Genomic DNA, 25,656 nt, shown 5'->3' with positions numbered 1-25,656 from the left:
TTTTTATACCACTAATTTCACAACAATATTAAAGTACAGCAACAGGATAAGAACCCAATACACGGACTTCTTTCACCAATGGGCGAATATCTTCAATCGCTGCTTTCACATTTTCCTGTTCCACATGACCTTCTAAATCGATGAAGAACACATAGGCCCATTTTTCAGGTAATGCAGGACGAGTTTCAATACTGGTTAAGCTAATATTATGTTTCGCGAAGGGTGCTAAAATTTCCAATAACGCCCCTGCACGATCATGTGCAGAAATGAGTAATGAAGTTTTGTCATTGCCACTTTGAGGAATTTTTTCACGCCCAATCACAAGGAAACGTGTGGTATTTTCTGGATTATCTTCAATATTGCCATGCAAAATTTCTAAATCATAAATACTTGCCGCTACATCCGATGCAATAGCCGCTGAATGCCACTCATTGCGAATACGGCGTGCTGCTTCTGCATTGGAATTTAAAGCAACCTGCTCTACACCCGGATAATGTACATCTAACCATTTACGGCACTGTGCCAAGGTTTGTTGATGTGCATAAATCTGTTTAATGCTGTCTTTACGCGTATTTGAAGACACCAGGAATTGATGATGAATACGTAATTCAACTTCACCGATCACATTTAAAGACGATACTTTAAAGCAATCTAAAGTGTGGTTAACCACACCTTCTGATGAGTTTTCTACGGGTACTAAACCATAATGTGCACTACCCGCTTCAACTTCACGGAACACTTCATCGATCGTTGGTAATGGACGAACCACAGCATCTTGACCAAAATGTTTTAAAACCGCTGAATGCGTATACGTCCCGACAGGGCCAAGGAATGCAATACTTTGTGGTGCTTCAAGCGCTAAACAGGCTGACATGATTTCACGGAATAAACGTGCCATGGTTTGATCAGACAATGGGCCTTCATTACGATCCATCACTTTACGTAATACTTGAGCTTCACGTTCAGGACGATAAAACAGCGGATTCTCTTCTGCGGCAAATTTTGCTTTGGCAACTGCTTCCGCCAGCTTTGCACGACGGTTAATCAATTGTTGAATTTGTTGATCTACAGAATCAATATCTTCACGGATTTGAGCAAGATCGAGAGAAGTCGTGTTTTGATCATCGTTGATCATTGTTATACGCCCTTTAAAGTCGAGAATTACGAAAAGTCTAAGCTTAAGACCTCCGACAGTATAACAATAGTTCGATTAAATTTGTTGAGCAAAACTGCTTTTATCTTAGCAACAATACACGGTTCATCAATTAGGAAATAATTGATTGATGAGAATCTAAATACTGCTTCAATTTTGTATAAAAAACAGCCAATTCCATCATTATTTTTCACATAAATTATTTACAAAGCAGCTATAGAGTTATGACGATTTCCATTTATGATGAAAGAGTTAAGCGCAATTCGAGAAATAGAATATGAATAAAAGAATCGCTGTTTTGATTACCCATGATTTTGAAGATACAGAATATCATCATCCTGTCGAAGCCTTTCGTGCTGCCAGTCATTCTGTACGAAATATTGAAAAATTGGCTGGGAATATTGTTTATAGTAAACAACGAAAATCATCTGTAAGTATCGATTTAGGGATCGATGAAATTTCAGTGCAGGACTTTGATGCGCTGATGATTCCCGGTGGAAACTCTCCTCTTTTACTCAAACAAGACCCACGTTTTATTGATTTTTTACGTAATTTTGCCAATGCACAGAAACCGATTTTTTTATGTTGCTATAGTCCTAATTTATTGATTGATGCGCAAATTGCAATTGGACGTCGTTTGGTTTCAATCGAAGCCATGATTGAAGAACTTAAAGAAGCAGGTGCAGTCATTTTTGACCGTGAAGTAGTCAATGACAATAATTTATATATCTCTTCTCGCTCAACACAAGAATTACCCATTTTTATTAGTGAATGTTTAAATGTATTAAGAGCTTAAACTGTGCTAAATAACATTTCTATTTTATTAGCCTAGAGTCTTAATGTTTTTAGGTTCTTGGCAATGACCGCAATGATTTCCGCTAAACCATAAAAAGTTTTTTATTTTTACATGAGTGCCTGCACGAAAGAAGAACGTCTGCCTACACCAAGGACAAATATCTTTCATTAAAAAACCAAACATGACAAAGAGATAAGCAAAAATTCCAAAGATCATTGTCAAAACAAAAACCAAGCCTTGAGTCGCAATGAATATTTTTAAGATGTAATAACAGAAATATATTAAAAATGGTAAAGAGAAAAAACTGATTACAAACCGATTTCTTGCCTGTATAAGCTTTTGGTATTGTTGGTGTTTTTCTATCTCGTGGTTCAATTTATTTTTATTCCTCAATGGAAGCTATTTACTAATAACTTCCATATATTCAAAGAAATATAGATTAACGCCCAATCATGCCACGTGCCACGATCTCTTTCATAATTTCGTTTGTTCCGCCATAGATACGCTGGATACGCGCATCGACAAAGAAACGTGAAATTGGATATTCAGTCATATAACCATAGCCACCAAACAACTGAAGTAAGTTATCTGCAACTTTCATTTGCATGTCTGTACTAAAGCTTTTCAAAGCCGCAGCCGTTTCAACATCCAATTTATGTTCTTTATATAACGCTAAATTTTGATTATAAAAAGCTGCTGTTGCTAACTCATCAATTTTTGCTTGTGCTAAAACAAAACGAGTATTTTGGAAATTACCAATTGCTTGACCAAAAGCCTGACGTTCTTTGACATAAACTGTCGCAATATCAATTGCACCACGAATTGCACCCAAAGCTGTTGCTGCAATCGCCGTACGCTCACGTGGTAATTCTTGCATCAAATAAGCAAAACCATTTCCTGCATTACCCAAAAGTTGATTTGCAGGAACTTTGACATTATCAAAGAACAATTCAGAAGTATCTTGAGAATGTAGGCCGATCTTGTCTAAATTCGTACCCTTCTTAAAACCGTCCAAATGCGTATCAACCAAAAGCAATGACACACCTTTTGCACGCGCTTGCGGATCTGTTTTACACGCGAGAACCACTAAATCCGCATGTTGACCATTTGAAATAAATGTTTTTGAACCATTTAAAACATAATGATCGCCATTCAAAATCGCTGAAGTACGCATCGCTTGTAAATCAGAACCTGCTCCCGGCTCAGTCATACCAATTGCACCAACCACTTCACCTGCAACCATTTTAGGCAGCCAATATTGTTTCTGTTCTTCATTGGCAATATTTAAAATATACGGCGCTGCAATTTCCGAATGGCATGAAATGGCTGTAGATAATGCGCCATAGCCTGCACGTGAAGACTCCTCAACCAACATCAAAGAATATTCAGTGGGTACGCCATAACCGCCATATTCTTCAGGAATATCAACACACAAATAACCATTTTCACCCAAAAGTGTCCATACCGAACGAGGCATTAAGCCTTCTTTTTCCCATTGCTCATAAAAAGGCGCAATGTGTTCATTCATAAAACGTTTAAAATTATCACGAAAAAGTTCTAAATCTGCATCATAAGCTAACATTATGCTGTTCCTTATTGAGTTTGTTGTTTAAATTCCTATTGGCCTCATGCTAATCAATTTTGAGAAAACTTTCATGATCACATGAGGTCATTTTTTTATGTTTATTTAGCCAATAAAAAGCTCTTCACAGATAAAAAAGAGTAACCAATGTTCATTGATTACTCTTCAAATACATCATTACTGGATATTAGACTTAAAACTTATTGTCTCTAAACATCGGTAATGATGAGTTTAATTGAGTGACTTCATTTACCAATTTATTCATCAGTGAGGGAATCAAAGCATCCGCCATTTGTGCAGCTTGCAATCCTAATTTTTCACCTAAAGTTGGTTTACGGCGTGTTTGGATCACATAAACATCATGATTTGGTAATAGACCGAGCAAATATTCATCTGAAGTTTGTAATTTATCCACTAAGTTCAGACTACGTGCATCTTCACCGTACCAGTGCTCACCTGTCGCCACTTTTTCAACATTGAGTTGCGGACGATATTTTTCCACAAAATGCTTGAATAATTGATGAGTTTGTTGCAATTCTTCTTCAAACTTTGCCTTACCTTCTGGTGTGTTTTCACCAAACATGGTCACGGTACGTTTGAATTGACCTGCGGTGTAAAGTTCAAAGTCTACATGGTGCTCTTTTAATAAACGATTGAAATTAGGTATTTGAGCAACCACACCAATCGAACCCACGATTGCAAATGGTGCTGAAATAATTTCACTCGCAATACAAGCCATCAAATAACCACCGCTTGCAGCAACTTTATCCACACAGATTGTCAGGTTAAATCCTGCATCACGTAAACGAACCAATTGTGCAGCAGCTAGACCATAACCATGTACCATACCACCAGGGCTTTCAAGTCGCACTACGACACGATCACGCCCTGCTTTTGCAGTTGCCAAAATCAGCGTGATTTCTTCACGTAAATTTTCAACAGCAGAAGCTTGAACATCACCTTTAAAATCTAAAACATAGACTTTTTGGTTATTTTTCTTTCTTAAACGTGCTTCTTTAGAAAACTGTTGTGTCAGTTGTAAAAGCTCTAGTTTAGAAGACGTTGTTTGCGCAATTCTTTTTCTTTGTTCGTTAATACGTGCATTTAAATGACCAATATGGATCTCTGCAGATACTTTAGGTAAATGAAATAACATAGAATTTATATTCTCTAATAGGCCTAGGCTTTAAACTTAGATTAGGTCAATGGTGATATTTTTCAATAGCTATTTTTAAATTAAATATTTATCTGTCGAAAGTTGGGTATTTAATAGAACTCATTTTATTAAAGTTTGAGTTTCAAGCTGTCTTTGATGTATCACACCTAATTCCTTTGAAATGAAGAGTACCTTGGCATTCGGCTGAGACTTTACGGCCTTGACTAACTGACCATTTTCAAAATGGAGCACTACACCATCATCTATAGCATATCCTGATGGAATTTCTTCGCTTTGAATGTATTCAATATATTTCTCAAGACGACCGTCTTTAGAATCACAATGTGGACAAACACTTCCTAATAAGAAACCTAAACTCTTTAAAGGAACATATTTTCCATGAAATGAATCTGTAAGACCTGCTTCAAACCAACAAATGATTCCCGCACTGACACCAGAGAGAATTGTACCATTTTCTAAAGCCTTTTTTAGAATCCGAGGAATATCCCAATCTTTCCAAATTGCGAGTAAATTCTTGGTACTTCCACCACCCACATAGATAATATCCATACTCAGTAAAAATGATTCAATATCATCTATTTGTGGTCTAAATAGCGATAAACAAAATGGTTCACAATTGTACGAAGAAAAATTGGAAAAAAATCTTGTCGTATAAGCTTCACTATCCCCACCCGCTGTGGGTAGGAAGCAAATCCGTGGTTTCTCAACACCACTCGCATTCAATATGTACTGGTCAAGCAATGAATTATCTAATTCTGTGGAAAATCCACCGCCGCCCATTGCGATTATTTTTTCTTTAATCATTTCAAAAATCTTTTTATAAATATTGCAAAATCATATATTAAATCGTATGACTCAGGACGAGAAAACCTAAAATTTCTTTCTACGAACGAACTACAAATAAAAAAAGAGCCTTTCGGCTCTTTCAATTTCACAACGTATTTTAGATCAACCAAAACGACCTGTGATATATGCTTCTGTTAATTGATGATCGGGTTGTGTGAATACCTTCTCAGTCGCATTCACTTCAATCAAATCACCTAAATGGAAGTATGCAGTACGGTCAGATACACGAGCAGCCTGTTGCATAGAATGCGTTACAATCGCAATCGTATATTGTGCAGAAAGTTCAGAAATTAATTCTTCAATTTTTGCCGTTGCAATAGGATCTAGTGCAGAACATGGCTCATCCATTAAAATTACATCTGGACTCACTGCAATGGTACGTGCGATACAAAGACGCTGTTGCTGACCACCTGAAAGACCTGTACCCGGCTGATTTAAACGATCTTTTACTTCATCCCACAAACCAGCTTTACGCAAACTATTTTCTACAATTTCTTCTAAATCGTATTTATCACGTGCTAAACCATGCAGTTTAGGGCCATAAGCCACATTATCAAAAATTGACTTTGGAAATGGATTTGGTTTTTGGAAAACCATACCGACTTGAGCACGCAGTAAAACTACATCCAAATTTGGATCATAAATATCTTGATTGTCTAAACGAACTTTACCCGTTACACGACAAGTATCAATAGTGTCATTCATACGATTCAAGGTACGTAGAAATGTTGATTTACCACAGCCCGAAGGTCCAATAAATGCAATCACTTCATTCTCAAATACTTGAAGATCAATACCTTTAATGGCCTCAGATTCACCATAATACACATGCACATCTTCAGCACTGATTTTAACTGTCGTATTTTTTTCTTTTTTTGGTGTACTACTAGATTCAAATTGCGAAACAAATGACGTCGCTTGACGCTTTTGTTCTGTTTCATTCAATGCTGATTGAGATTGTTCTGAATTCACGGTTCTATCCTGTTCTAAGGAATTTTTAATTTCTACAGTATTCATATATTGTGCCCTTTATTACCAGCGAACTTCAAATTTCTTACGTAACCAAATCGCAAAACTATTCAAGCCTACCATCAATGCCAATAATACGATGATGGCTGCAGCTGTACGTCCTTCAAAGAAGTTACGTAACTCATTGCCTTGCCATAAGTAGACCTGAACAGGTAATGCTGTAGATTGATCTAATGGAGATACTGGAATATTTGCAACAAATGCACTCATACCAATTAATAATAAGGGTGCGGTTTCGCCTAACGCATGCGCAACACCAATAATTGCACCCGTCATGATTCCTGGTAAAGCCAACGGCAATACATGGTGGAAAACAGTTTGTAAACGTGATGCACCGATACCTAAGGCAGCTTGACGAATCGATGGTGGTACCGCTTTAAGCGAAGCACGTGTGGTAATGATTACAGTTGGCAGCGTCATTAAGCTGAGTACCAAACCACCGACTAAAGGTGCTGAAATGGGTAAATGCATCCAACCAATAAAGATTGCAGCACCGAGTAAACCAAATACAATCGATGGAACAGCTGCAAGGTTGTTAATGTTCACTTCAATAATGTCAGTGATAAAATTCTTTGGTGCAAATTCTTCTAGATAAATTGCACTTGCTACACCTAGCGGAATAGAGATCGCAATCACGATGAGCATCATGAACAATGAGCCGATGAATGCACCCGCTAAACCTGCTGTTGCTGGTGAACTACGTGAGTCTGGATTACTAAACAATTGGGTATTGAAGGTACGTTCGATCACACCTTTTGCAGCTAAATCATCTGAAAGTTTACGTACTTCTGGGCTTAATTGTTGCTGATCATCAGGCAAAGAACGATCAATATTACCGGCTAACCACACATCAATATTAGCATCTGTTAGAAAATTCAATTCTATTTTTTTACCAATTAAAGCAGGATCTTTAAACACCATATCTCGGATACGATACGCCTCAGAACTGGTGTATAAATTGCTTAATTCATCACGACGACTTTCAAGTGAAGGATCTTTTGCAATCAAACCATTCACAATTAAAGCATCCCAATCCACCATACCCATCTTGGTTTGCCAGTCTACATAACGCTCTTCATAATGCGCAGGTAACTCACCCACTTTCTGTGTTGGTTTCGGTCCTGCATCAATCACCGTTGGATCAAAATAAACAGGAACAGTCATACTGGCTTGCCAAAACGCAGGAAGACCTTTGTATAAGATGCTACCAAACAAGATTGCAACGAAGGTTAAGCCAATAATCACCGAAGTAAAACCAAAGATACGAAAGGTTTTTTCTCTACGATGGCGCTTTGACAATGTACTGGCAATTTTAGCCTTACGCTTTTCACGAAGTTCTGCTGCAACTTGAGGATCAAATACATTTTGATCCACAGGAGATGTATTTGATGTACTCATTCGTATTGCTCACGATATTTACGCACAATGTAAAGTGCAACAATGTTTAAACACAATGTAATGACAAATAAGGTTAAACCGAGTGCAAACGCCACCAATGCTTGTGGACTGGCAAAATCTGTGTCACCGGTTAATTGCTTCACAATCGTTACTGTCACAGTTGAAACAGCTTCAAGTGGATTGATATGCAATAAAGGACTGTTCCCTGCGGCAAGTACCACGATCATGGTTTCACCGACTGCACGAGAAACAGCAAGCAAGAATGCTCCTGTGATCCCTGGTAATGCTGCTGGCAATACAACTTGACGAATGGTTTCAGACTTGGTTGCACCTAAACCTAATGAGCCATCGCGTAATGAACGAGGCACTTGCGTAATAATGTCATCGGATAATGAAGATACAAATGGAATGATCATGATTCCCATTGCAAAACCTGCTGTTAAAGCACTGGTTGCATTGACTTCAATACCAATAGCATTACCTAATATTTTAAAGACTGGCCCAATCACCATGATGGCAAAAACGCCATATACAATCGTTGGGATACCCGCTAAAACTTCGATGGTTGGCTTTGCCCAAGAACGAAAGCGTGGAGAAGCATATTCAGCGAGATAAATAGCGATCATTAAACCCAGCGGCACAGCAACCAATAAGGCAATACCACTCACCATGAGCGTACCCCATAGCAATGGTAATAATCCGTAGCTACCCTCTGCATTTCCAGAAGTACTAAAACCCGGATTCCATTCTGTGCCAAAGAAGAATTCCATTGGACTGACAAATTTGAAGAAGTGCATTGCTTCACTAAACATTGACATGACAATGCCAACGGTGGTGAGAATCGCCACACCAGAACAAAGAATTAAAACAACATTAATTGTTTTTTCTACTTCATTACGTGCACGGAATTGTTGACTAATTTTTTTCTTTGCCCAAACAAGTCCTAGCATTGCCGCACAGGTCACTACTGCGAATTTTGCAAAAGAACCAATTCTTTCAAATTTAGCAAGTTGTTCTGCTGCTGCTACTTCATAAGCGGCTGGTGTATCTGTTACCCCAAACCCAGAAGCAATCGCTTGAATACGGTCAACCAGTACATCTACCCCGGCTTCATCAAGTGTAGAAGCAATATTTACAGGAACATTCTGTAAAATTAAATGTTGTAAAATGCTTGGTTCAACCAAATTCCAAATGATCAAAATTAAAAAAGCAGGAATGCCACACCATAACGCAACCAATGAACCATAATAGCCTGGACGCGAATGTAAGATTGCAGTGTTATTTCCCTTACCTGCTAGGCTTCGGCTTTTGCGTAGCCCGATTTGATATGCGATAGCAATTAAAGCTAATAACACGCCAATAAGTAGCAGATTCATGTATTCTCCACCGTTTTTTCAATCTTCATGATTTGAAAAAACTCTGCTTAGCAATAAAAGCCGATGGTAGTCACCCACCATCAGCTTCGATTATGACTGATTGATTATTTACCAGCTTTAAAAGCTGCAAGAACTTTTGCGCGCTCAGAATCAGACATTGAAATTAAACCCGCTTTATCTAATTTAGAACCTTTACCAGATACTTTTTTGTTCAAGAAGTATTCAGTATATTCTTTTAAACCTTTGATTGATTGTAAATGTTCGCCTTTCACATAGAAGTATAAAGGACGAGATACTGGGTAAGTACCATTTAGAATGGTTTGCTCAGAAGGTGTTACATTGTTTACAGTCGCAACACGTAATTTGTCACGGTTTTGATCATAGAAACCTAGACCGAAAACACCAACTGCATTTGGAGACGATTTTAAACGTGCAAGTGTTTCAGTATAGTCACCTGCAATTTCAATCACACGTCCGTCTTTACGGAAATTAGAACATGCTTTTTTCTGTGCATCTTTATCTAACTTTTTGAAGTAATCGTAACTTTCACAACCAGCTTCAACCATTTTTTCTTGGAATACTTCACGTGTACCGTGGTTAGATGCAGGAACAACTAAAGTAATCGCTTCATTTGGCAATGATTTGTCAATTTGATTCCAACGTGTATAAGGGTTTGGAACCAATTTACCATTTGATGGCAATTCAGCTGCTAAAGCTGCAAATACGTGCTGTGGACGTAATTTATAAGCTGCTTTACTTGAGTTTGAAGCAAATACGATACCGTCATAACCAATTTTGATTTCTTGGATTTTATTTACGCCTGCTTTTTTACATGCAGCGATTTCAGTATCTTTAATTTTACGAGAAGCATTTGCGATGTCGATGGTGTTGTCGCCCACACCAGAACAGAATTGTTTTAGACCAGCAGAACTACCACCAGAACCTACAACAGGTGCTTTGTATTGTGGGAAAGTATGACCAAACTCTTCTGCTACAATACTTGCATAAGGAAGTACAGTTGAAGAACCAGCAATTTGGATCGTGTCACGAGCTGCATTAGCTGTGGTTGCAACCGCCGCCCCTGAAACAACTAAAGCAAGTGCAATGTGATTTAAGCGCATTCTTTTCTCTCTTAATAAGCTTGCAATTTTGAAGTACGCCATTTGTTAGTGATGTTGTACTTTTCGGATAACTGCATTTTGATTTTAAAATATGACAAAGAAGTTACAGCTTTATGACGCTTTTATGATAATTGATATTTTAGAATAAATCTGATTAAAACTCTTTAAAATTCAATATGTAAAAAACTGTCATATATTTTAATTTTTTCTAATATTGTGAATATAAATGTAATCAATCATTTATTTGTCACAAATATACATTTTTATTTCAGTCAATTAGGCGACAACTTAAGTCGTGCCTACGTTATTTTATACGCAAAATTCGCTTAAAATAGAAAAAAAGGATAATGGCTAATGAAAGTATTAAATCGTCAAGAATGGCATGAAACTTTTCTGAAAATGGTGGGTTCAACCAGTATGATCACGTTGATCATTACAATGAGTTGCCTCATTTTTTACATATTATTATCACAAATCAGCCCCTCTTTTCTGATGCAAAATCTATTGATTAGCTTCAGTTTTATTTCACTGTTCATTCTCACCATGCAGACTTTACGTTCGATGTATCATGTCTATCATTTACCTTTAATGAATAGCTGTAGACAGAACTACCAAAAAATTATTTTCTTTTGTAGTAGTTTCTCTATGACACTGATCATACTGAGTTCATTTTTTCTGAGCTTTAGTAAAATGTTAAACGAGTATTACGGCTAATGGGTTAATCATCATTCAAGGCTCATATATACGCCTATATGTGCTTTGATTCATGCTAAGAACATACTCATTAAAAAACGCTAGCCATATCTTAAGCATACAAAAAAGGAGATCATCTGATCTCCTTCTTGCACATCACCATGATGAATTAATCAATCGCAGGTGTATATGTACCATCTGCAATTGCATCTTTGATACGATCAGCTTCTGTTAATACAAGATTCAACAGATTTTGAACATTCTCTAAAGTTGCAACAGGGCTTAAAGTGGTCATTTTCAATGATTGAACATTACCCACTTTGGTTACACCAATATTCGCTTCACCACGTGCAAATAATTCATCTGCAACGTTTTGGTTTAACGTATCTAGCAACTCAGCTGGATAGCCTGCTGGAACGACACGGAACAATACAGAAGCGAATTGTGGATCAACCAACATTTCCAAACCTTCTGTTGCATTGATATATGCCGCAACATCACGTGTTAAATCAACACCATGATCGATCATTGAACCGTACAATTCTTCACCGAGCGATTCTACAGTCATCCACAATTTCAATGCATCGAAACGACGCGTTGTTTGCAATGACTTAGAGACTAAGTTTGGTACACCATGTTCTTCATCATAAGCAGAGTTTAAGTACTCAGCCTCATAATGCATGAAACGATAATTCGCTTCATCTTTCAACAAGAACGCACCACAAGAAATTGTTTGGAAATAATGCTTATGGAAGTCTAATGTCACAGAGTCAGACAATTCGATCCCATCAAGCATAGAACGATAATCATTAGAAAGAATCAGTGCGCCACCCCATGCCGCATCGATATGCATCCACGCGCCATATTTATTGGTGATTTCACGGATTTTTTTCAGTGGGTCAATTGCACCAGCATCGGTTGTACCCGCTGTTGCAACAACACACGCCACGATCTTACCTTCTGCTTGAAGATGAGCCATGGTTTTTTCTAATGCATCAGCATCCATCTGTGCGTTACCGTTCACAGGAACAGTTACAACAGATTGGAAGCCCATACCCATCATTGCCATGTTCTTTTGCACAGAGAAATGTGCATTTTCAGAACAAATCACTTTGACATTACGCATTGCATCCGCAGGGATACCATCACGCTGTACAGACCACGGATTACCGTTTTCGTCTTTCCAATTTTTAGAAATACATGCATCACGCGCCAGTAAAACACCCATCAAGTTTGATTGTGTTCCACCTGAAGTGAACACACCAGCTTGACCTGCGCCATAACCAACTTTTTGACGTAACCAATCAATTAATTGAACTTCCATCAAAGAACCCGCAGGGCTTTGATCCCATGAATCCATGGATTGGTTGGTCGCATTAATCAATACTTCAGCAATTTGACTTGTCACCATCGTAGGACAATGTAAATGTGCTAAAGAATGTGGATGATGTACTTTTAAGCTTTTATTTAAGAAAAGCTCAACCATACGTTCCAAAGCTTTATGTACACCTAAACCTTCTTTTGAAGGATTAAATGCAATTGCACTGCGAAGATCTTTGATGCTTCCGCCAGTGTACATTTTATCGTTTTGCAACCATGCTGCGACTGCTTTAGTCGCCTCACCCATTGCTGACTCATAGTCAGCAATAGATTGAGCATCATTGCAGAGTAACGCTTTACTGTGTTCTGCAAAATCTACCATAACTTATGCGCCTCGAACTGCAACAAGCGCTTCAGCAACTGCTTTCTTAAAGCGAGCAAGTGCATCAACACATTCTTCGTGAGTGATGATCAATGGGCAAAGTAAACGAATAACCGTACCGCTACGACCACCTTTTTCAAGCAATAATTTATTGTTGAAACAAGCTGTTTGAATTGCAGCAGCCAACTGTGAATCTGCAGGTAATGAACCCATATGATCCGCAGCTTGACGCTCATCGACAATTTCAACACCAATCATCAAACCACGACCACGAACATTACCAATACATGGAAATTCAACAGCTAATTTTTTCAATTCAGCTTGTAAAAAATCACCACGTTCTTGCGCATTTTTCGCAAGATTTTGTTCTTTAATGGTTTTAATTGTTGCAAGACCAGTACCCATAGCAAGTTGGTTACCACGGAATGTACCCGTGTGACCCGCTGGTTGCCATGCATCAAACTTACGTTTAATTGCTAAAACAGCCAATGGTAAGCTACCACCTACGGCTTTAGACATCACAACAACATCAGGCTCTATTCCTGCATGTTCGAAGGCAAACATTTTGCCTGAACGTGCAAAACCAGCTTGAACTTCGTCAAGAATCAAAACAATGTTATGACGTTCAGTCACTTCACGGATTTTTTGCAACCATTTCGTTGGTGCAGTTACTACACCGCCTTCACCTTGAATTGCTTCAAGAATCACAGCTGCAGGTTTCGTCACACCGCTTTCAACGTCTTCGATGAAGTTTTCAAAGAAATACGTTAAGGCATCTACACCCGCTTCACCGCCAACCCCAAGTGGGCAACGATATTCATGCGGATATGGCATAAATTGTACGCCAGGCATTAAGCCATTCACCGCATTTTTAGCAGATAAGTTACCAGTCATCGCAAGTGCACCATGAGTCATCCCATGATAGCCACCAGAAAAACTGATTACTGTGCTACGACCTGTGTAGGTCTTTGCCAATTTAATTGCTGCTTCTGTACCATCTGCACCAGATGGGCCACAGAACTGTAAGCAATACTCTTCTTGACCACCTGGAAGTTCGGCAAGAAGTGCTTCAGTGAAAGCATCTTTTAAAGGCGTTGTTAAATCTAAAGTATGTAAAGGTAGACCACTCGCTAAAGTGTCTTGAATACTTTGAATTACCGCAGGATGATTATGGCCCAAAGCCAATGTTCCTGCCCCAGCTAAACAATCGAGGTATTTTGTACCTTCAACATCGGTAACCCAACAACCATGTGCTTCCGCTATCGCTAACGGTAATTTACGTGGATAACTACGAACATTCGATTCCATCTGACTTTGGCGAGTCAAGTAGTATTCGTTTGTGGAAGTGGCAGCAGGATTTACAGAAGTAACGCTCATATCGAATTACCATCTCTGATATGGGTTGAAAGAAATAAGTCGGGTGACTTGCGGTCTTTTGACTCGGTGCTTTATAGAATCTAGTTAGAGTGCTTTGTGTATTCATAACTAGGAGCGGAATGATACAGTTTTTTACGACAAAATAAATATCTTTTATGCACTTATCTATATCCCATTTATCGAAAAAAACATTCAGCGAACTCTAAACTACTATTATTATCATACTATGTGACAAAGCAAAGAAAACCCGATAATTATCTCTATTTGCTAAAATCTACATATACCTTATAAACAAACAGTTTAATTTTTTATATAAGCATTTAATTTTTATATCATTTAAATTTTATCAAATTTGCAAATCATACGTAAATTATTACAATTACACCACAAATTCTGCCAAAGTAATACGCAAGTTGTGCTTAATATCAAAATATATTCAAACCACTTTCATATAACTTTTAGTCAAATAGTCAAAAATTTGACAAACACTTTGTAAGGATTTGCCATGCGTTATTTAGCTTTAACTACCCTACTTTTAGGAACGACATTAAGCACTATGACTATTGCAGCTGAAAAAGAGCCTTTAAATTACAATATTGTCAATGTACAAGCTGAAGCAACTCGTCAAGTGTCTAATGACGAAATGCATGCTGTACTCTTCATTGAAAAAACCAACAAACAGCCTGCTGAACTTTCATCACAAATTGCTCAATTGATGAATCAAGCGATGGCTATTGCTAAAAAATACCCGCAGGTTAAAGTCGAAACAGGTTCGCAAACCACTTACCCTGTATATGACAATGACAATCAGAAATTAAAAGAATGGCGTGGACGTGCAGAAGTCCAAATCGAAAGTAAGGACTTTAAAGCAGCAAGTCAGTTAATTAGTGAATTGCAGCAAAACTTCCAAACTCAATCGATTAACTTCTCTGTTTCAGATGAACAACGTAAGAAAGTTGAAAATGAATTGATGGTCGAAGCTTCAAAAAGCTTCCAACAACGTGCTCAAATCATTACACAAGCTTGGAATAAATCCAGCTACAACTTGGTTAACTTAAATTTGAATACCAGTAACTATTACCCACAACCCGTCATGATGCGTGCAAGTATGGCAAAATTTTCTGATGCTGAAGCAGCTCCGCCTCAAGATGTTTCAGCGGGTGAATCTAAAGTGACTGTGAATGCCAATGGTTCAATTCAACTGAAATAAGTTTAATTTAATCAATAAGAACCGTGCTCATGCACGGTTTTTTCATGCCTGCATATTCGCTGCGACAACAGCGCATTCAATATCAATAAGCCAATGGTGCATTAAAATACACAGCTAAAGGCGATATCTAAAATGATCATTATTTATTAAAAATTCAATTAATTTTAACTAAGCAATAGTTATAAATGATAATCATGTTTATTTAAATTTAGATTACAAAAGATTAAAATGAACTAAATTTTAATTGCACATATTCTCATAGAATTTTCAAGGACGCTCATGCTACAAAGCTTAAAGTTCAAGCCATCTACCCTTAGTTATGCGATTGGATTATCTTTCCTCTCTGTTACGTCTATAAGCTATGCGGAAAATGAAGACAATAATCAAACGCAGACGCTTGCCCCAATTGTTGTTCAAGCCAAAGGTAACTGGTTAGAAAATGCCAATGCAGAAAAAGTCCATAACCATGCAGGTGCACGAACCATTATCGATCGTAAAAAAATGGATGCCTCTGCTGTTACTTCAATTCGTGATGCTTTAAAACAAGTTCCCGGTGTTCAAGTTCAAGACAGCAACGGGACTGGCGGTAGTGATGTATCTTTAAACTTAGGGGTTCGTGGTTTAACTTCACGTTTATCCCCGCGTTCAACTGTGTTGATGGATGGTGTTCCTTTATCCTTTGCTCCATATGGTCAGCCACAGCTGTCTATGGCTCCCCTTTCTATGGGGAATATTGAGTCTGTTGATGTCGTTCGTGGTGCAGGTTCAGTACGCTTTGGGCCACAAAACGTGGGGGGTATTATTAACTTTGCGACACGTTCTATTCCTCAAGAACTTTCTGGTTCAGTCGGTTTAACCACTGAGTTTGCAACAGGTACAGATCAAATCAAATATAGCCCAAGCCTATTCATTGGCGGAACAATGGATAATGGTTTGGGTCTTGCCCTGCTTTATTCAGGAACCAAAGGTGATGGCTACCGAGAAGCCAACAATGAAATTGATATTGATGACGTAATGTTAAAAACATCATATCAATTTACCGATCATGATGAAGTTGCAGTCAATCTGCATCATTATGAAGGTCGTGGTGAAATGCCTGAAGGTTTAACAGCTGCACAATATGCAGAGAATCCTTATCAATCGAATCAATTTCGTAACTATTTCGCAGGTCGTCGTTCTGACGTTTCAGTGAAATATAGCCATAAAGATGATGTCAATAATTTTGAAGTGTTGGGCTACTACGTCGATTCATTCCGTACCAGTGATCTTGAATCTGCGATTGCCAATACAGCCAATAGCCGTATTAGTAATTCGCCTCGTGATTATAAATATTTTGGTATCGAACCACGTTATTCTCGAGCTTATACATGGGGCAAAATGAATAATGAAGTGACTGTAGGTTATCGCTATTTAGAAGAAGAAAGTTCTGAGTTTTCAGGCCGTACAGCGGACTACAATACATTAACAGGTATCCCAGGAACGCGTGTACCGAATACCACCAGTGATGGTGGAACAAAAGCCCATGCTGTGTATATTGATAACCGTTTTGGTCTGGGTGCATGGACGATTACACCGGGTGTTCGCTTTGAGTCAATTAAAACTCACAATGATTTCACTGCATATCAAGATGGCGCTGCGGTCAATACAGTTCATCCAAAAATTAAATCGGATGAATTCTTACCCAATATCGCAATACAGTATGCATTCAATGACCAATGGAATGTATTTGCCAATGCAGGCGTATCATTCGGCCCACAACAATACAACCAATTGGTCACAACGAGAGCTGTAAAGAATTCACAGAATAAAAATATAAATACAGCTTTTACAACTCTTGACGGCTTACATCCTGAAAAATCAAATAACTACGAAATTGGAACCAAATACTTAGGCAATGGTTTAAATGCTGAATTCACCGTATTTTACCTAGATTTTGATAAAGAACTTTTATTAGAACGTCCTGACAATATTGGTACAGGTATTTGGACCAATCTAGGTGCAACCAGTCATAAAGGAATTGAAACTGGTCTGAGTTATGATTTTGGATCATTATCAGATACGTTAAAAGGCGTTAAAGTTTATAGTAATTATACTTTTACCAAAGCTGTATCTGAAGCAGGTAAATTTGACGGTAAAGACTTGCCTTACTATTCACGTCATGTTGCAAACTTAGGATTGGGTTATACCTTAAAGAAATGGACCGTAAATGCCGATATGTTTGCCCAGTCTAAACAACATGCGCCAGGTTCTGGGGACGAATATCAAACCAAAGAAACAGCAGATGGTCGTATCGGTGATATCCCTGGTTATTCAACTTTTGCGGTTCGTACAGGTTATAACTTTGGTAAAGATTTTTATGGTTTAAAAGTTGCAGGTGGGATTAAGAATCTATTTGATACTCAGTACTTCACTCGTTCTTCTGACTCAACAGGTGGTAAATACGTAGGGCAACCACGTACCTTCTATCTACAAACTTCTGTTGATTTCTAAGCTTATTGGTTTAAATTTTATCAATCGTATTTTAAACCACCAAAGTCCTAATCTCAAAATATGAGATTAGGACTTTTTAATTACTTTTATTTGAATATCTTCTATGATTATTCTCTCAAAATGACTCTATAGATAGAAAATTCAGCAATGGAATACGAAACGATACTACTCAGCCTTGGGTTTTTCGCTTTTTGCGCAGGACTTATTGATGCTGCAGTCGGTGGTGGTGGCTTAATCCAACTCCCTGCATTGATGCATGCATTTCCAAAACAAAGCTTAGCCACAGTTTTCGGAACCAATAAAATCATTGCAATGGCTGGTACAGTTTCCTCAGCCTTTGCTTACTATAAGAAAGTCACTATCAATTGGAAATTAATTATTCCAACAATGCTCGCTGCATTCATCTTTTCTTTCTTTGGTGCGATGTCAGTTTCATTCATTCCCAAAGAACTCATGCGCTATATTGTCTTTTTCTTATTGATCATCATTGCAATCTACACTTTTGCAAAAAAGGATTTAGGACAAATTCATACTGTTTTGCAAACAGGTAAAAAAGAAATTGCCTTAGGGTTATTCTTTGGTGCATTGATTGGCTTTTATGATGGAATTTTCGGCCCAGGAACTGGAAGTTTCCTGTTATTTTTATTCGTTAAAGTCTTTGCCTTTGATTTCTTAAATGCTTCTGCCTCAGCCAAATTGGTGAATGTAGCAACCAATATTTCTGCCATGTTCTTCTTTATTCCTTCTGGGCACATTCTTTGGATGGCAGGCATTATTTTAGCCGTATGTAATGTTTTAGGTTCATTTGCAGGAACTGCATTAGCCATAAAATATGGCAGTGGTTTTATTCGGATTTTCTTTTTGATTTTATTGATTTTTTTAATTGGTCGTATGGGCTATGATTTGTTTTTAAACTAAAAATAAATAGATGTTCTCCGTTTCATGTTAGTCATAACAATAGAACCTCCTATCGGAGGTTTTAAAACATTAAACTATCAAACCATTTAAATATTAAACGATTAAAATATTGAGCTTAAATTTTTTCAGCTTTACTTAAAAAGTATTGCGTTGCATCGGTTAAATCCAAATCTAATTCATGTGCAAGTATGGCCAACCACCAAACGCATTCCCCAAGTTTATGTTTCAATTCTTCTTGTGCATTTCCTTTATGTACCCACTTTCCTGTTTGTGCCATCGTTAACCTACCGACTAAACCTGCATCAGATAAAAATGCCAATGCATCTTCTTGCACTGTCCATTCAGCATCATGATTTATTCTTTCCAACTCGTGATAACGTGCTCGAATTTTAATTGAACGTCCTACAACTTCAGCTAACGTTATTTCATTCATATTTTGATCAATCCAAAGACTAGATCATACTTCTTCTCCTCCAAACTAGCGTTGAAGTCATGTAATTCACAGTAAAAAACCACTCGAAAGTGGTCTTTAGAAGAGACGATTCAATCCAAACTATTTCTTGAACGGAAATGCATATTTCACAATACGTCCAAGCACCTGACCGTACTGCTTAAACAAACTGGCATTGTTATAATTTAAGCCATATTTTTCACAAACAGCTTTTACCTTTGGCGCCATTTTACGATAACGACGTGCAGGTACTTCTGGGAATAGGTGATGTTCAATTTGATGGCTTAAATGACCCGTCAAAATATGAAAGGCTTCTGAACCTGTTAAATTCGAAGAACCACGGATTTGGCGCATATACCAATGACCACGGCTTTCATTTTGCAATACCGTTTTAGGAAAAACCTCAACGTCTTTGGTAAAATGCCCACAGAAAATAATACTAAAGGTCCAAATATTACGAATGCCGTTGGCAACTAAATTCCCTGTAAATACAGGTAATGCTGCTGGCCCTGCAATGAGTGGGAAAAATAAGTAATCTTTAAAAAATTGTTTACCAATTTTTTTCTGAGTTGGTTTCCACTCTTCTTTAAACTGCGCCCAAGTTTTTCGTTTATAGATGAGTTTACCAATTTCAAGATTTTGAATGGCTACCCCCCATTGAAACAATAAACAGAATGGAATCGCATACAAAGGTTGTAATAAAAACCCAGCTTTCCAGCGTTGTTCTGGAAATAGACGCAATAAACCATAACCAATATCATCATCCATACCCTTAATATTGGTATAAGTATGATGTTTATAATTGTGCGTTTGGCGCCAATTATCTGAGGTTCCAACGATATCCCATTCGTAAGTTGTACCTTTAAAACGTGGGTCATTCATCCAATCATATTGCCCATGCATGACATTATGACCCAACTCCATATTTTCCATGATTTTAGCAAAACCAAGTAAGCCTGTACCCAACAACCATGCTGGCGGGAACCAACCCGCAAATAAACAAGCACGACCTAAAATACTGCTATAGCGAACCGCTGCATACACTTTTTTAATGTATTTGGCATCTTTTTCCCCAATATCATCAAGGACTTCTTGTTTAATTGCATCCAACTCACGTGCTAATTCATCCAATTCAAATTGAGTAAGTTCACGGTTTTTAGGATTGGTAAAATATTGAATTTTAACGGGCATATTCATGACAAAACTCGCTTAAAGATCGATAACTAAATCAGTTTGGGCTGTATTGACACAGATTCTCAGCAGATTATTCGGTTCTGAATTTTCTGAACCATTGACTAAATTCTTGGTTGCACCCTGTGCTTTGTTGCACGCACATTTATTGCAGATTCCCATACGGCAACCATGTTGTGGTTTGATGTTTTGCTGCTCAAGTCCGACTAAAATGGACTGTCCTTTTGGAATCGCAACCACTTTATTCGACTGTGTTAATGTCACGTTAATAAAGCCATTATCATCTGTGATTACAGGACTTAGGCTAAAAGCTTCACTCATGAAGTCTCGGACATTTTCAAACAGTGCTTCTGCTGTTGTAACAAAGCCTGAAGGCCCACACACATAGACTATACTGTGTTGAAGGTTTTCAATATGACTCAGATGTGCAACATTTAAACGTGAATCTGCATGTTGTTCTTGGGTATAAAATACTTCGAATTTGAATTGTGGAAATTGCTCGCTGAAATGATCAAACGCTTGTTTAAAAGCAACATCTTCATGCTTTTTGACCCAATACATTAAATGTACTGCTTGTTGATCTAATTGTCGGGTCGTTGCTAATTTTTGGATTAGACTATACATCGGTGTAATACCACTGCCCGCAGCCAATAGAATCAAACTTTGTGGCATTTTTGGAAGTAGCATTTCTCCATAAGGAACACCGAACTCAATCACATCATCAATTTTGGCACGATCATTCAACCACTGGCTGACGATACCTTTATCTACTTTTTTAACCGTTAAAAGCACATGCTGATCATCAAGTTGCGTCAAACTATAGGTTCTTTCGTATCGAATACCTTTTATTTCAATAATAATCGGATGATGTTGTCCTGCTTGCCCCATTTTAAAGTGACGATTGACTTGAATGGTTAAGCTCACCGTGTCCGCTGCGGATTGTTGCTTTTGAACAATTTTTCCTAAAGCCTGATGGACAGACCATAGTGGATTAATTTTTTGTAGCCAAAAATTAACACTGTCTTGACCTAAAACTATGTCAAACATCGAATTTACAGGAGATTTTTGCTTTTCAATAGCGTGCATTTGAGCTCACCATTTGTCTAAATTTTAATTATTATACACATGTATATATATTTGTATATACATGTGTATTGTATCTAGTCGTTTCATTTATGTGACTTCGAACGCTATAATGGTTAAATAATTTAATTTATTTGATATTTATGAATCAGACTTCTGCAATTCCTCAGGATCCATCTACACTTCAAGAGCAGTATCATGAGCTTGAGAAAGTATCTGTGCGCACTGTTGGCAGAAAGGCAACCATTACAAAAGAAGAATTATTTCAAGCTGCGCTTAATTTAATCGGCCCTCAAAAAAGCATTGCTTCATTGAGTTTGAGAGAAGTTGCACGTGAAGCAGGTATCGCACCGAATAGCTTTTATCGACATTTTAAAGATATTGATGAATTAGCCATTGAATTAATTGAGCTTTCTGGGGGTGCCTTACGCCGAATTCTGCATCAAGCTCGAATTAAAGCCATCAAACAAAGCAGCATTATTCGTAGTTCTGTCGAAGTGTTTATTGAACAATTGGATGCAGATGAAGGTAATCTTAGCCTTTTACTGCGTGAGGGCTATACAGGCTCAATTCAATATAAACTTGCTGTCGATAAACAATTGAACTACTTCCAACAAGAACTACAGGATGATTTAATTCGCTTAGAACAAATCAATGACAGTAAGTTGGCACATCCTGATTTAGTTGCAAAAGCCATTACCCAATTGGTGTTTAATATGGGTGCAAAAGTGATTGATTTACCTATAGAAGAAAGAAAAAAAATTGCGGAACAAACCATGATTATGATTCGTATGCTACTTGAAGGTTCTCGTCATTTAGAAGAAGCACAGATTCGCTAATTTTTAGCGATTTGCATTGACTTAGATTATTTATCACTCAAGCTATGCTTTAAAAAATCACAGCTTTGGATTGGTTACAAATCATTGCCTACATTAATGCTTCTATAAAGGTTCATTGAGCCTTTTTTAGCTAATGTTAGAGCCAGTAATCAGTCCAATATAAACTTTGCTTTTAAGTCTTTTAATAATCGCATGTGAAGAACGATGTTTTAAAAAAGTTATTCTTAATAATAACTACACCCTATTTAGTTAAATTCAATGATTCATGTTTTTATAATATAATTTTCCGAGCTTAATCCAACAAATGTCTAAATGTTCATATTTGAAATAAAAACAATACTTATATTAAACCCAATATATGTCTAAATAACCCACCTTAATAAGGTGTAAATAAAATACATATTATAAATCATGAGTGACATTATTTACCTATAAGATTTTTTAGTTTAAATTAAGTAAAATTAACCAACAAAAGTATGATTACATCTTTTTTAATAGAATTCTATTTAATCACTCATTTCAAATTAATTATTTTTTAATTTAATCATTCAAATATCAAACTAAATTAACTAAAATTTGCCACTTTAATTTGGTTAAAATGGCACTGGATTTCTAGTTTTTAGACCTTTTGATAAATAATGAAGATGTTTAAAATCTCCATATATGTAATCAAATGCTTCAATAAAATTGAATGATATTAATCAATTAATCCTATTTTCTTTGCAGCATTAATTGCCTTTGTTCTAGAATTAACAGAAAGTTTGTGATAAATATTTTTAATATGACAATCTACTGTAAACTTAGAAATACTCAGTGTTTCGGAAATTTCTCGGCTACTATTCCCAGCTGCAACTAAAATTAATATTTCTAATTCTCTAGTCGATAAATTGCTTTCCATTTTATGCTGCGAACATGATGGTTTAACTTCATCATCTATATGGTTCATGCTTTTCAGAATTTGACTAGCAACAAATGGATCAATGATTACCCCACCACGCAATAAACTACGAATTGCAAAAATCAGTTCAAAATCATCACGTTCCTTTAAGACATACCCCGAAGCACCTGCAGACAAGGCTTTTAAAATAGTGTCTACAGAATTCCATGCTGATACCACCATAATCGGTGTTTTGTTATCGTTTTTGTATTCACGCATATATGAAATAAAATCGATACCATTACCATCTGGCAAACCTAAGTCAACTAAAACCAATTCAGTATGTTTTGTATCATAAATTTCCTCAGCCCCTTTAATCGTTTGAGTAAAATTTAAGTCCTCATCTTTATAACCAAACCTCATTAATATTTTATACATGCGTTCTTGAATAACTGGATCATCTTCTAAAACAAGAACAGGTAACCTTAATTTGCAATCCATATTAAAAATATTATTAAAGTGTTCATCCATTTTATGATCATCTTCTAATGTATGAGTAGGTAATGGTAATTGATAGTCTAAAGAAAACATGTATTCCACTCCTTCCTTACTTCCTAATATTGTTAATTTAAAATGAGATATAATACAATAACCAATATTGGGTATATTTCATTTAATCTTAAAAAAAGATTCAAACCATTAAAATAAAAATATAAATTACAATAATTTAAAAAATATGTAACATATTTTATTAACTAAAATATTTCCTCTATTATTACAAAACAAATTATTAAGATTAGATTAACATTAATATAAATTTTAAATTACTTATTTTTAGTGATTTATTATCTTGATACTCTGAATTAGTTTAATTACAAGGGTTCAACATATCTTTTCTTCATTTAAAAGGTAGGTCTTTATTTAAGCTAAAAATCACAATTAAGTCCAGTTTAATGGGGAATTTTGTCAGTGCTTGCTTTTTGATATTTAACAGACCTAAAGCATCTTTTGTTTTAGGGAAAATTAAAATGATTTTTTTTTAGACTTGATCTGTTTGTTTAACTACGCGTTATTCGGCATGTTTACCTATGCACAAAATGCGGTCAAGTCCCTCTTTGCTGATGAACTGCACATGTTCATCAGCTTTTTTTTTGGAATATATAAAAATATTCATCTAATTTTAAGTATTTCACACTATAAAATAAAAAAAGCCTAGAATTGAAATGCATCTTCAATGACCACACTTAAACACTTCTTATAATCCCATCTATAATCAAACGGTACTAAGCGATTTGGACAACTCAATGAACCTACTGAATAACCGTCAAAGCATTCTTGCAAGCTATACAATCATGTTCATCGCTTTAATTTCAATCATTCCTCTGCATCTGCTTGCAAGTTTCTTCGCAGGTTTTGTTATTTATGAAATGATCAATAGTTTAGGCACTATCACTGAAAGATATATCGATGGTCAACGTGCTCGTATCACAATAAGTGTCGTTCTTGGGATCACTGCCGTAACCTTAATCACTTTTGCAATTACCAGCCTCATTAGTTTTATGCAACATGATGTCCAAGGTTCTGGGATCAATGCATTAAGTTTACAAATAGACTCAACACTACAAAAACTTCAACTCGAAATTGCACAATATATCCCTGGATTTATCCCCTATACTTTACCTGAGCTTAAAGATCAAACTTTGGCATTGATGAAAGATAATTTATCCACGCTCAAACATACAGGTACCGATTTTATTCATAACCTCGCGACAATGCTCATTGGCTCGATTGTCGGTATATTGGTTTCATTAAATCGTTTACAGAAAAAGCCTGAGCATCCCGTATTCAAACAAGCCATGATACAACGTATAGAAAACCTATCTATTTCATTCAAAAATGTAGTGTTTGCTCAATTTAAGATTTCACTGATTAATACTGGATTATTCTTTATTTTTTCGCATATTTTATTACCAATTTTTGGAATAGAGTTACCCTTTGCCAATACCTTAGTGATTCTAACGTTTATTTTTGGTTTGATTCCAATTGTAGGAAATCTCATTTCAAATACGATTATTGTCATTACAGGTTTAACCATTTCGGTAGCAACTGCGGGTATTGCTCTGATTTATCTTATTTTAATCCATAAACTTGAATATTTTATCAATGCCAAAATCATTGGAACAAAAATCCATGCAGCATCATGGGAAGTTTTATTGGCCATGCTCGTATTTGAGTCTATTTTTGGACTTGCAGGTTTAATCGTTGCACCTATTTTCTATGCCTATATCAAACTTGAATTAAAAGAAGCTGGGATGATTTGACTAGAAAAAAAAGCTCCCGAAGGAGC

General features: G+C 36.7%; 20 protein-coding genes. 6 read left to right on the top strand and 14 right to left on the bottom strand.

Annotation, left to right across the window (positions count from 1 at the left end):
* Positions 1 to 28 precede the first annotated feature (28 nt).
* Complete coding sequence (gene pheA, locus CDA10_RS06710; protein WP_089604838.1) at positions 29 to 1,135, bottom strand: prephenate dehydratase; 1,107 nt, start codon at positions 1,133 to 1,135, stop codon at positions 29 to 31.
* Positions 1,136 to 1,430: 295 nt separating this feature from the next.
* Here pheA and CDA10_RS06705 point away from each other — a divergent pair, with 295 nt between their 5' ends.
* Positions 1,431 to 1,949 (top strand): DJ-1/PfpI/YhbO family deglycase/protease, encoded by a 519-nt coding sequence (locus tag CDA10_RS06705; RefSeq protein ID WP_089604837.1) that lies wholly within the window; start codon positions 1,431 to 1,433, stop codon positions 1,947 to 1,949.
* A 439-nt stretch (positions 1,950 to 2,388) separates the two neighbouring features.
* Here CDA10_RS06705 and CDA10_RS06700 read toward each other — a convergent pair whose 3' ends face one another.
* The 9 genes from CDA10_RS06700 to CDA10_RS06655 form a co-directional block, all read right to left on the bottom strand.
* Complete coding sequence (locus tag CDA10_RS06700) at positions 2,389 to 3,531, bottom strand: acyl-CoA dehydrogenase family protein (protein ID WP_089604836.1); 1,143 nt, start codon at positions 3,529 to 3,531, stop codon at positions 2,389 to 2,391.
* A gap of 193 nt (positions 3,532 to 3,724) precedes the next feature.
* Entirely contained in the window at positions 3,725 to 4,687 is a 963-nt protein-coding gene (gene sohB / locus CDA10_RS06695) for a protease SohB (protein ID WP_089604835.1), read from the bottom strand.
* A 120-nt stretch (positions 4,688 to 4,807) separates the two neighbouring features.
* On the bottom strand, positions 4,808 to 5,512 hold the full coding sequence (locus tag CDA10_RS06690; RefSeq protein WP_089604834.1) for a Type 1 glutamine amidotransferase-like domain-containing protein: 705 nt from the start codon (positions 5,510 to 5,512) through the stop codon (positions 4,808 to 4,810).
* A gap of 144 nt (positions 5,513 to 5,656) precedes the next feature.
* Positions 5,657 to 6,571: a phosphate ABC transporter ATP-binding protein PstB gene (gene pstB / locus CDA10_RS06685; protein WP_089604833.1), complete on the bottom strand. Its 915-nt coding sequence runs from the start codon at positions 6,569 to 6,571 to the stop codon at positions 5,657 to 5,659.
* Positions 6,572 to 6,586: 15 nt separating this feature from the next.
* Positions 6,587 to 7,981 carry a phosphate ABC transporter permease PstA gene (pstA, locus tag CDA10_RS06680; protein WP_089604832.1) on the bottom strand — a complete coding sequence of 465 codons (1,395 nt, stop codon included), beginning with the start codon at positions 7,979 to 7,981 and terminating at the stop codon, positions 6,587 to 6,589.
* Positions 7,978 to 9,357, bottom strand: coding sequence for a phosphate ABC transporter permease subunit PstC (pstC, locus tag CDA10_RS06675; protein ID WP_089604831.1), 1,380 nt, complete (start codon positions 9,355 to 9,357; stop codon positions 7,978 to 7,980). The genes pstA and pstC overlap by 4 nt, the downstream gene beginning before the upstream one ends.
* Positions 9,358 to 9,461: 104 nt before the next feature.
* Positions 9,462 to 10,478, bottom strand: a complete 1,017-nt coding sequence (locus CDA10_RS06670; protein WP_089604830.1) for a substrate-binding domain-containing protein — start codon at positions 10,476 to 10,478, stop codon at positions 9,462 to 9,464.
* A gap of 862 nt (positions 10,479 to 11,340) precedes the next feature.
* Complete coding sequence (locus CDA10_RS06660; protein WP_089604828.1) at positions 11,341 to 12,873, bottom strand: pyridoxal phosphate-dependent decarboxylase family protein; 1,533 nt, start codon at positions 12,871 to 12,873, stop codon at positions 11,341 to 11,343.
* Between the two features lie 3 nt (positions 12,874 to 12,876).
* Positions 12,877 to 14,250 carry a diaminobutyrate--2-oxoglutarate transaminase gene (locus CDA10_RS06655; protein ID WP_089604827.1) on the bottom strand — a complete coding sequence of 458 codons (1,374 nt, stop codon included), beginning with the start codon at positions 14,248 to 14,250 and terminating at the stop codon, positions 12,877 to 12,879.
* A 505-nt stretch (positions 14,251 to 14,755) separates the two neighbouring features.
* On the opposite strand from CDA10_RS06655, the gene CDA10_RS06650 reads away from it, so the two are divergent.
* The 3 genes from CDA10_RS06650 (at position 14,756) to CDA10_RS06640 (ending at position 18,868) form a co-directional block, all read left to right on the top strand.
* Positions 14,756 to 15,460 carry an SIMPL domain-containing protein gene (locus CDA10_RS06650; RefSeq protein ID WP_089604826.1) on the top strand — a complete coding sequence of 235 codons (705 nt, stop codon included), beginning with the start codon at positions 14,756 to 14,758 and terminating at the stop codon, positions 15,458 to 15,460.
* Positions 15,461 to 15,739: 279 nt separating this feature from the next.
* The gene (locus CDA10_RS06645; RefSeq protein WP_089604825.1) at positions 15,740 to 17,950 is read left to right on the top strand and encodes a TonB-dependent receptor family protein; all 2,211 of its coding nucleotides are present in this window, start codon (positions 15,740 to 15,742) and stop codon (positions 17,948 to 17,950) included.
* A 147-nt stretch (positions 17,951 to 18,097) separates the two neighbouring features.
* Positions 18,098 to 18,868 carry a sulfite exporter TauE/SafE family protein gene (locus CDA10_RS06640; protein WP_089604824.1) on the top strand — a complete coding sequence of 257 codons (771 nt, stop codon included), beginning with the start codon at positions 18,098 to 18,100 and terminating at the stop codon, positions 18,866 to 18,868.
* Between the two features lie 115 nt (positions 18,869 to 18,983).
* On the opposite strand, the gene CDA10_RS06635 is transcribed toward CDA10_RS06640, so the two are convergent.
* The 3 genes from CDA10_RS06635 to CDA10_RS06625 form a co-directional block, all read right to left on the bottom strand.
* A complete protein-coding gene (locus tag CDA10_RS06635) occupies positions 18,984 to 19,301 on the bottom strand; it encodes a nucleoside triphosphate pyrophosphohydrolase family protein (RefSeq protein WP_089604823.1) in 318 nt (105 codons plus the stop codon).
* Positions 19,302 to 19,421: 120 nt separating this feature from the next.
* On the bottom strand, positions 19,422 to 20,516 hold the full coding sequence (locus tag CDA10_RS06630) for a fatty acid desaturase family protein (RefSeq protein ID WP_089604822.1): 1,095 nt from the start codon (positions 20,514 to 20,516) through the stop codon (positions 19,422 to 19,424).
* Between the two features lie 12 nt (positions 20,517 to 20,528).
* Positions 20,529 to 21,596, bottom strand: coding sequence for a ferredoxin reductase (locus CDA10_RS06625; RefSeq protein WP_089604821.1), 1,068 nt, complete (start codon positions 21,594 to 21,596; stop codon positions 20,529 to 20,531).
* 140 nt (positions 21,597 to 21,736) lie between these two features.
* On the opposite strand from CDA10_RS06625, the gene fabR reads away from it, so the two are divergent.
* The gene (gene fabR, locus CDA10_RS06620) at positions 21,737 to 22,432 is read left to right on the top strand and encodes an HTH-type transcriptional repressor FabR (protein WP_089604820.1); all 696 of its coding nucleotides are present in this window, start codon (positions 21,737 to 21,739) and stop codon (positions 22,430 to 22,432) included.
* Positions 22,433 to 23,129: 697 nt separating this feature from the next.
* Here fabR and CDA10_RS06615 read toward each other — a convergent pair.
* Complete coding sequence (locus CDA10_RS06615) at positions 23,130 to 23,900, bottom strand: response regulator transcription factor (RefSeq protein ID WP_228704601.1); 771 nt, start codon at positions 23,898 to 23,900, stop codon at positions 23,130 to 23,132.
* Between the two features lie 713 nt (positions 23,901 to 24,613).
* Here CDA10_RS06615 and CDA10_RS06610 point away from each other — a divergent pair.
* On the top strand, positions 24,614 to 25,630 hold the full coding sequence (locus tag CDA10_RS06610; protein WP_089604819.1) for an AI-2E family transporter: 1,017 nt from the start codon (positions 24,614 to 24,616) through the stop codon (positions 25,628 to 25,630).
* Positions 25,631 to 25,656: the final 26 nt, after the last annotated feature.

Origin of the sequence: Acinetobacter piscicola (assembly GCF_002233755.1) — a bacterium.
GTDB lineage: Bacteria > Pseudomonadota > Gammaproteobacteria > Pseudomonadales > Moraxellaceae > Acinetobacter > Acinetobacter piscicola.
Note: the sequence above shows the minus strand (reverse complement) of the source record. Positions and strands in the feature narration are given on the sequence as shown.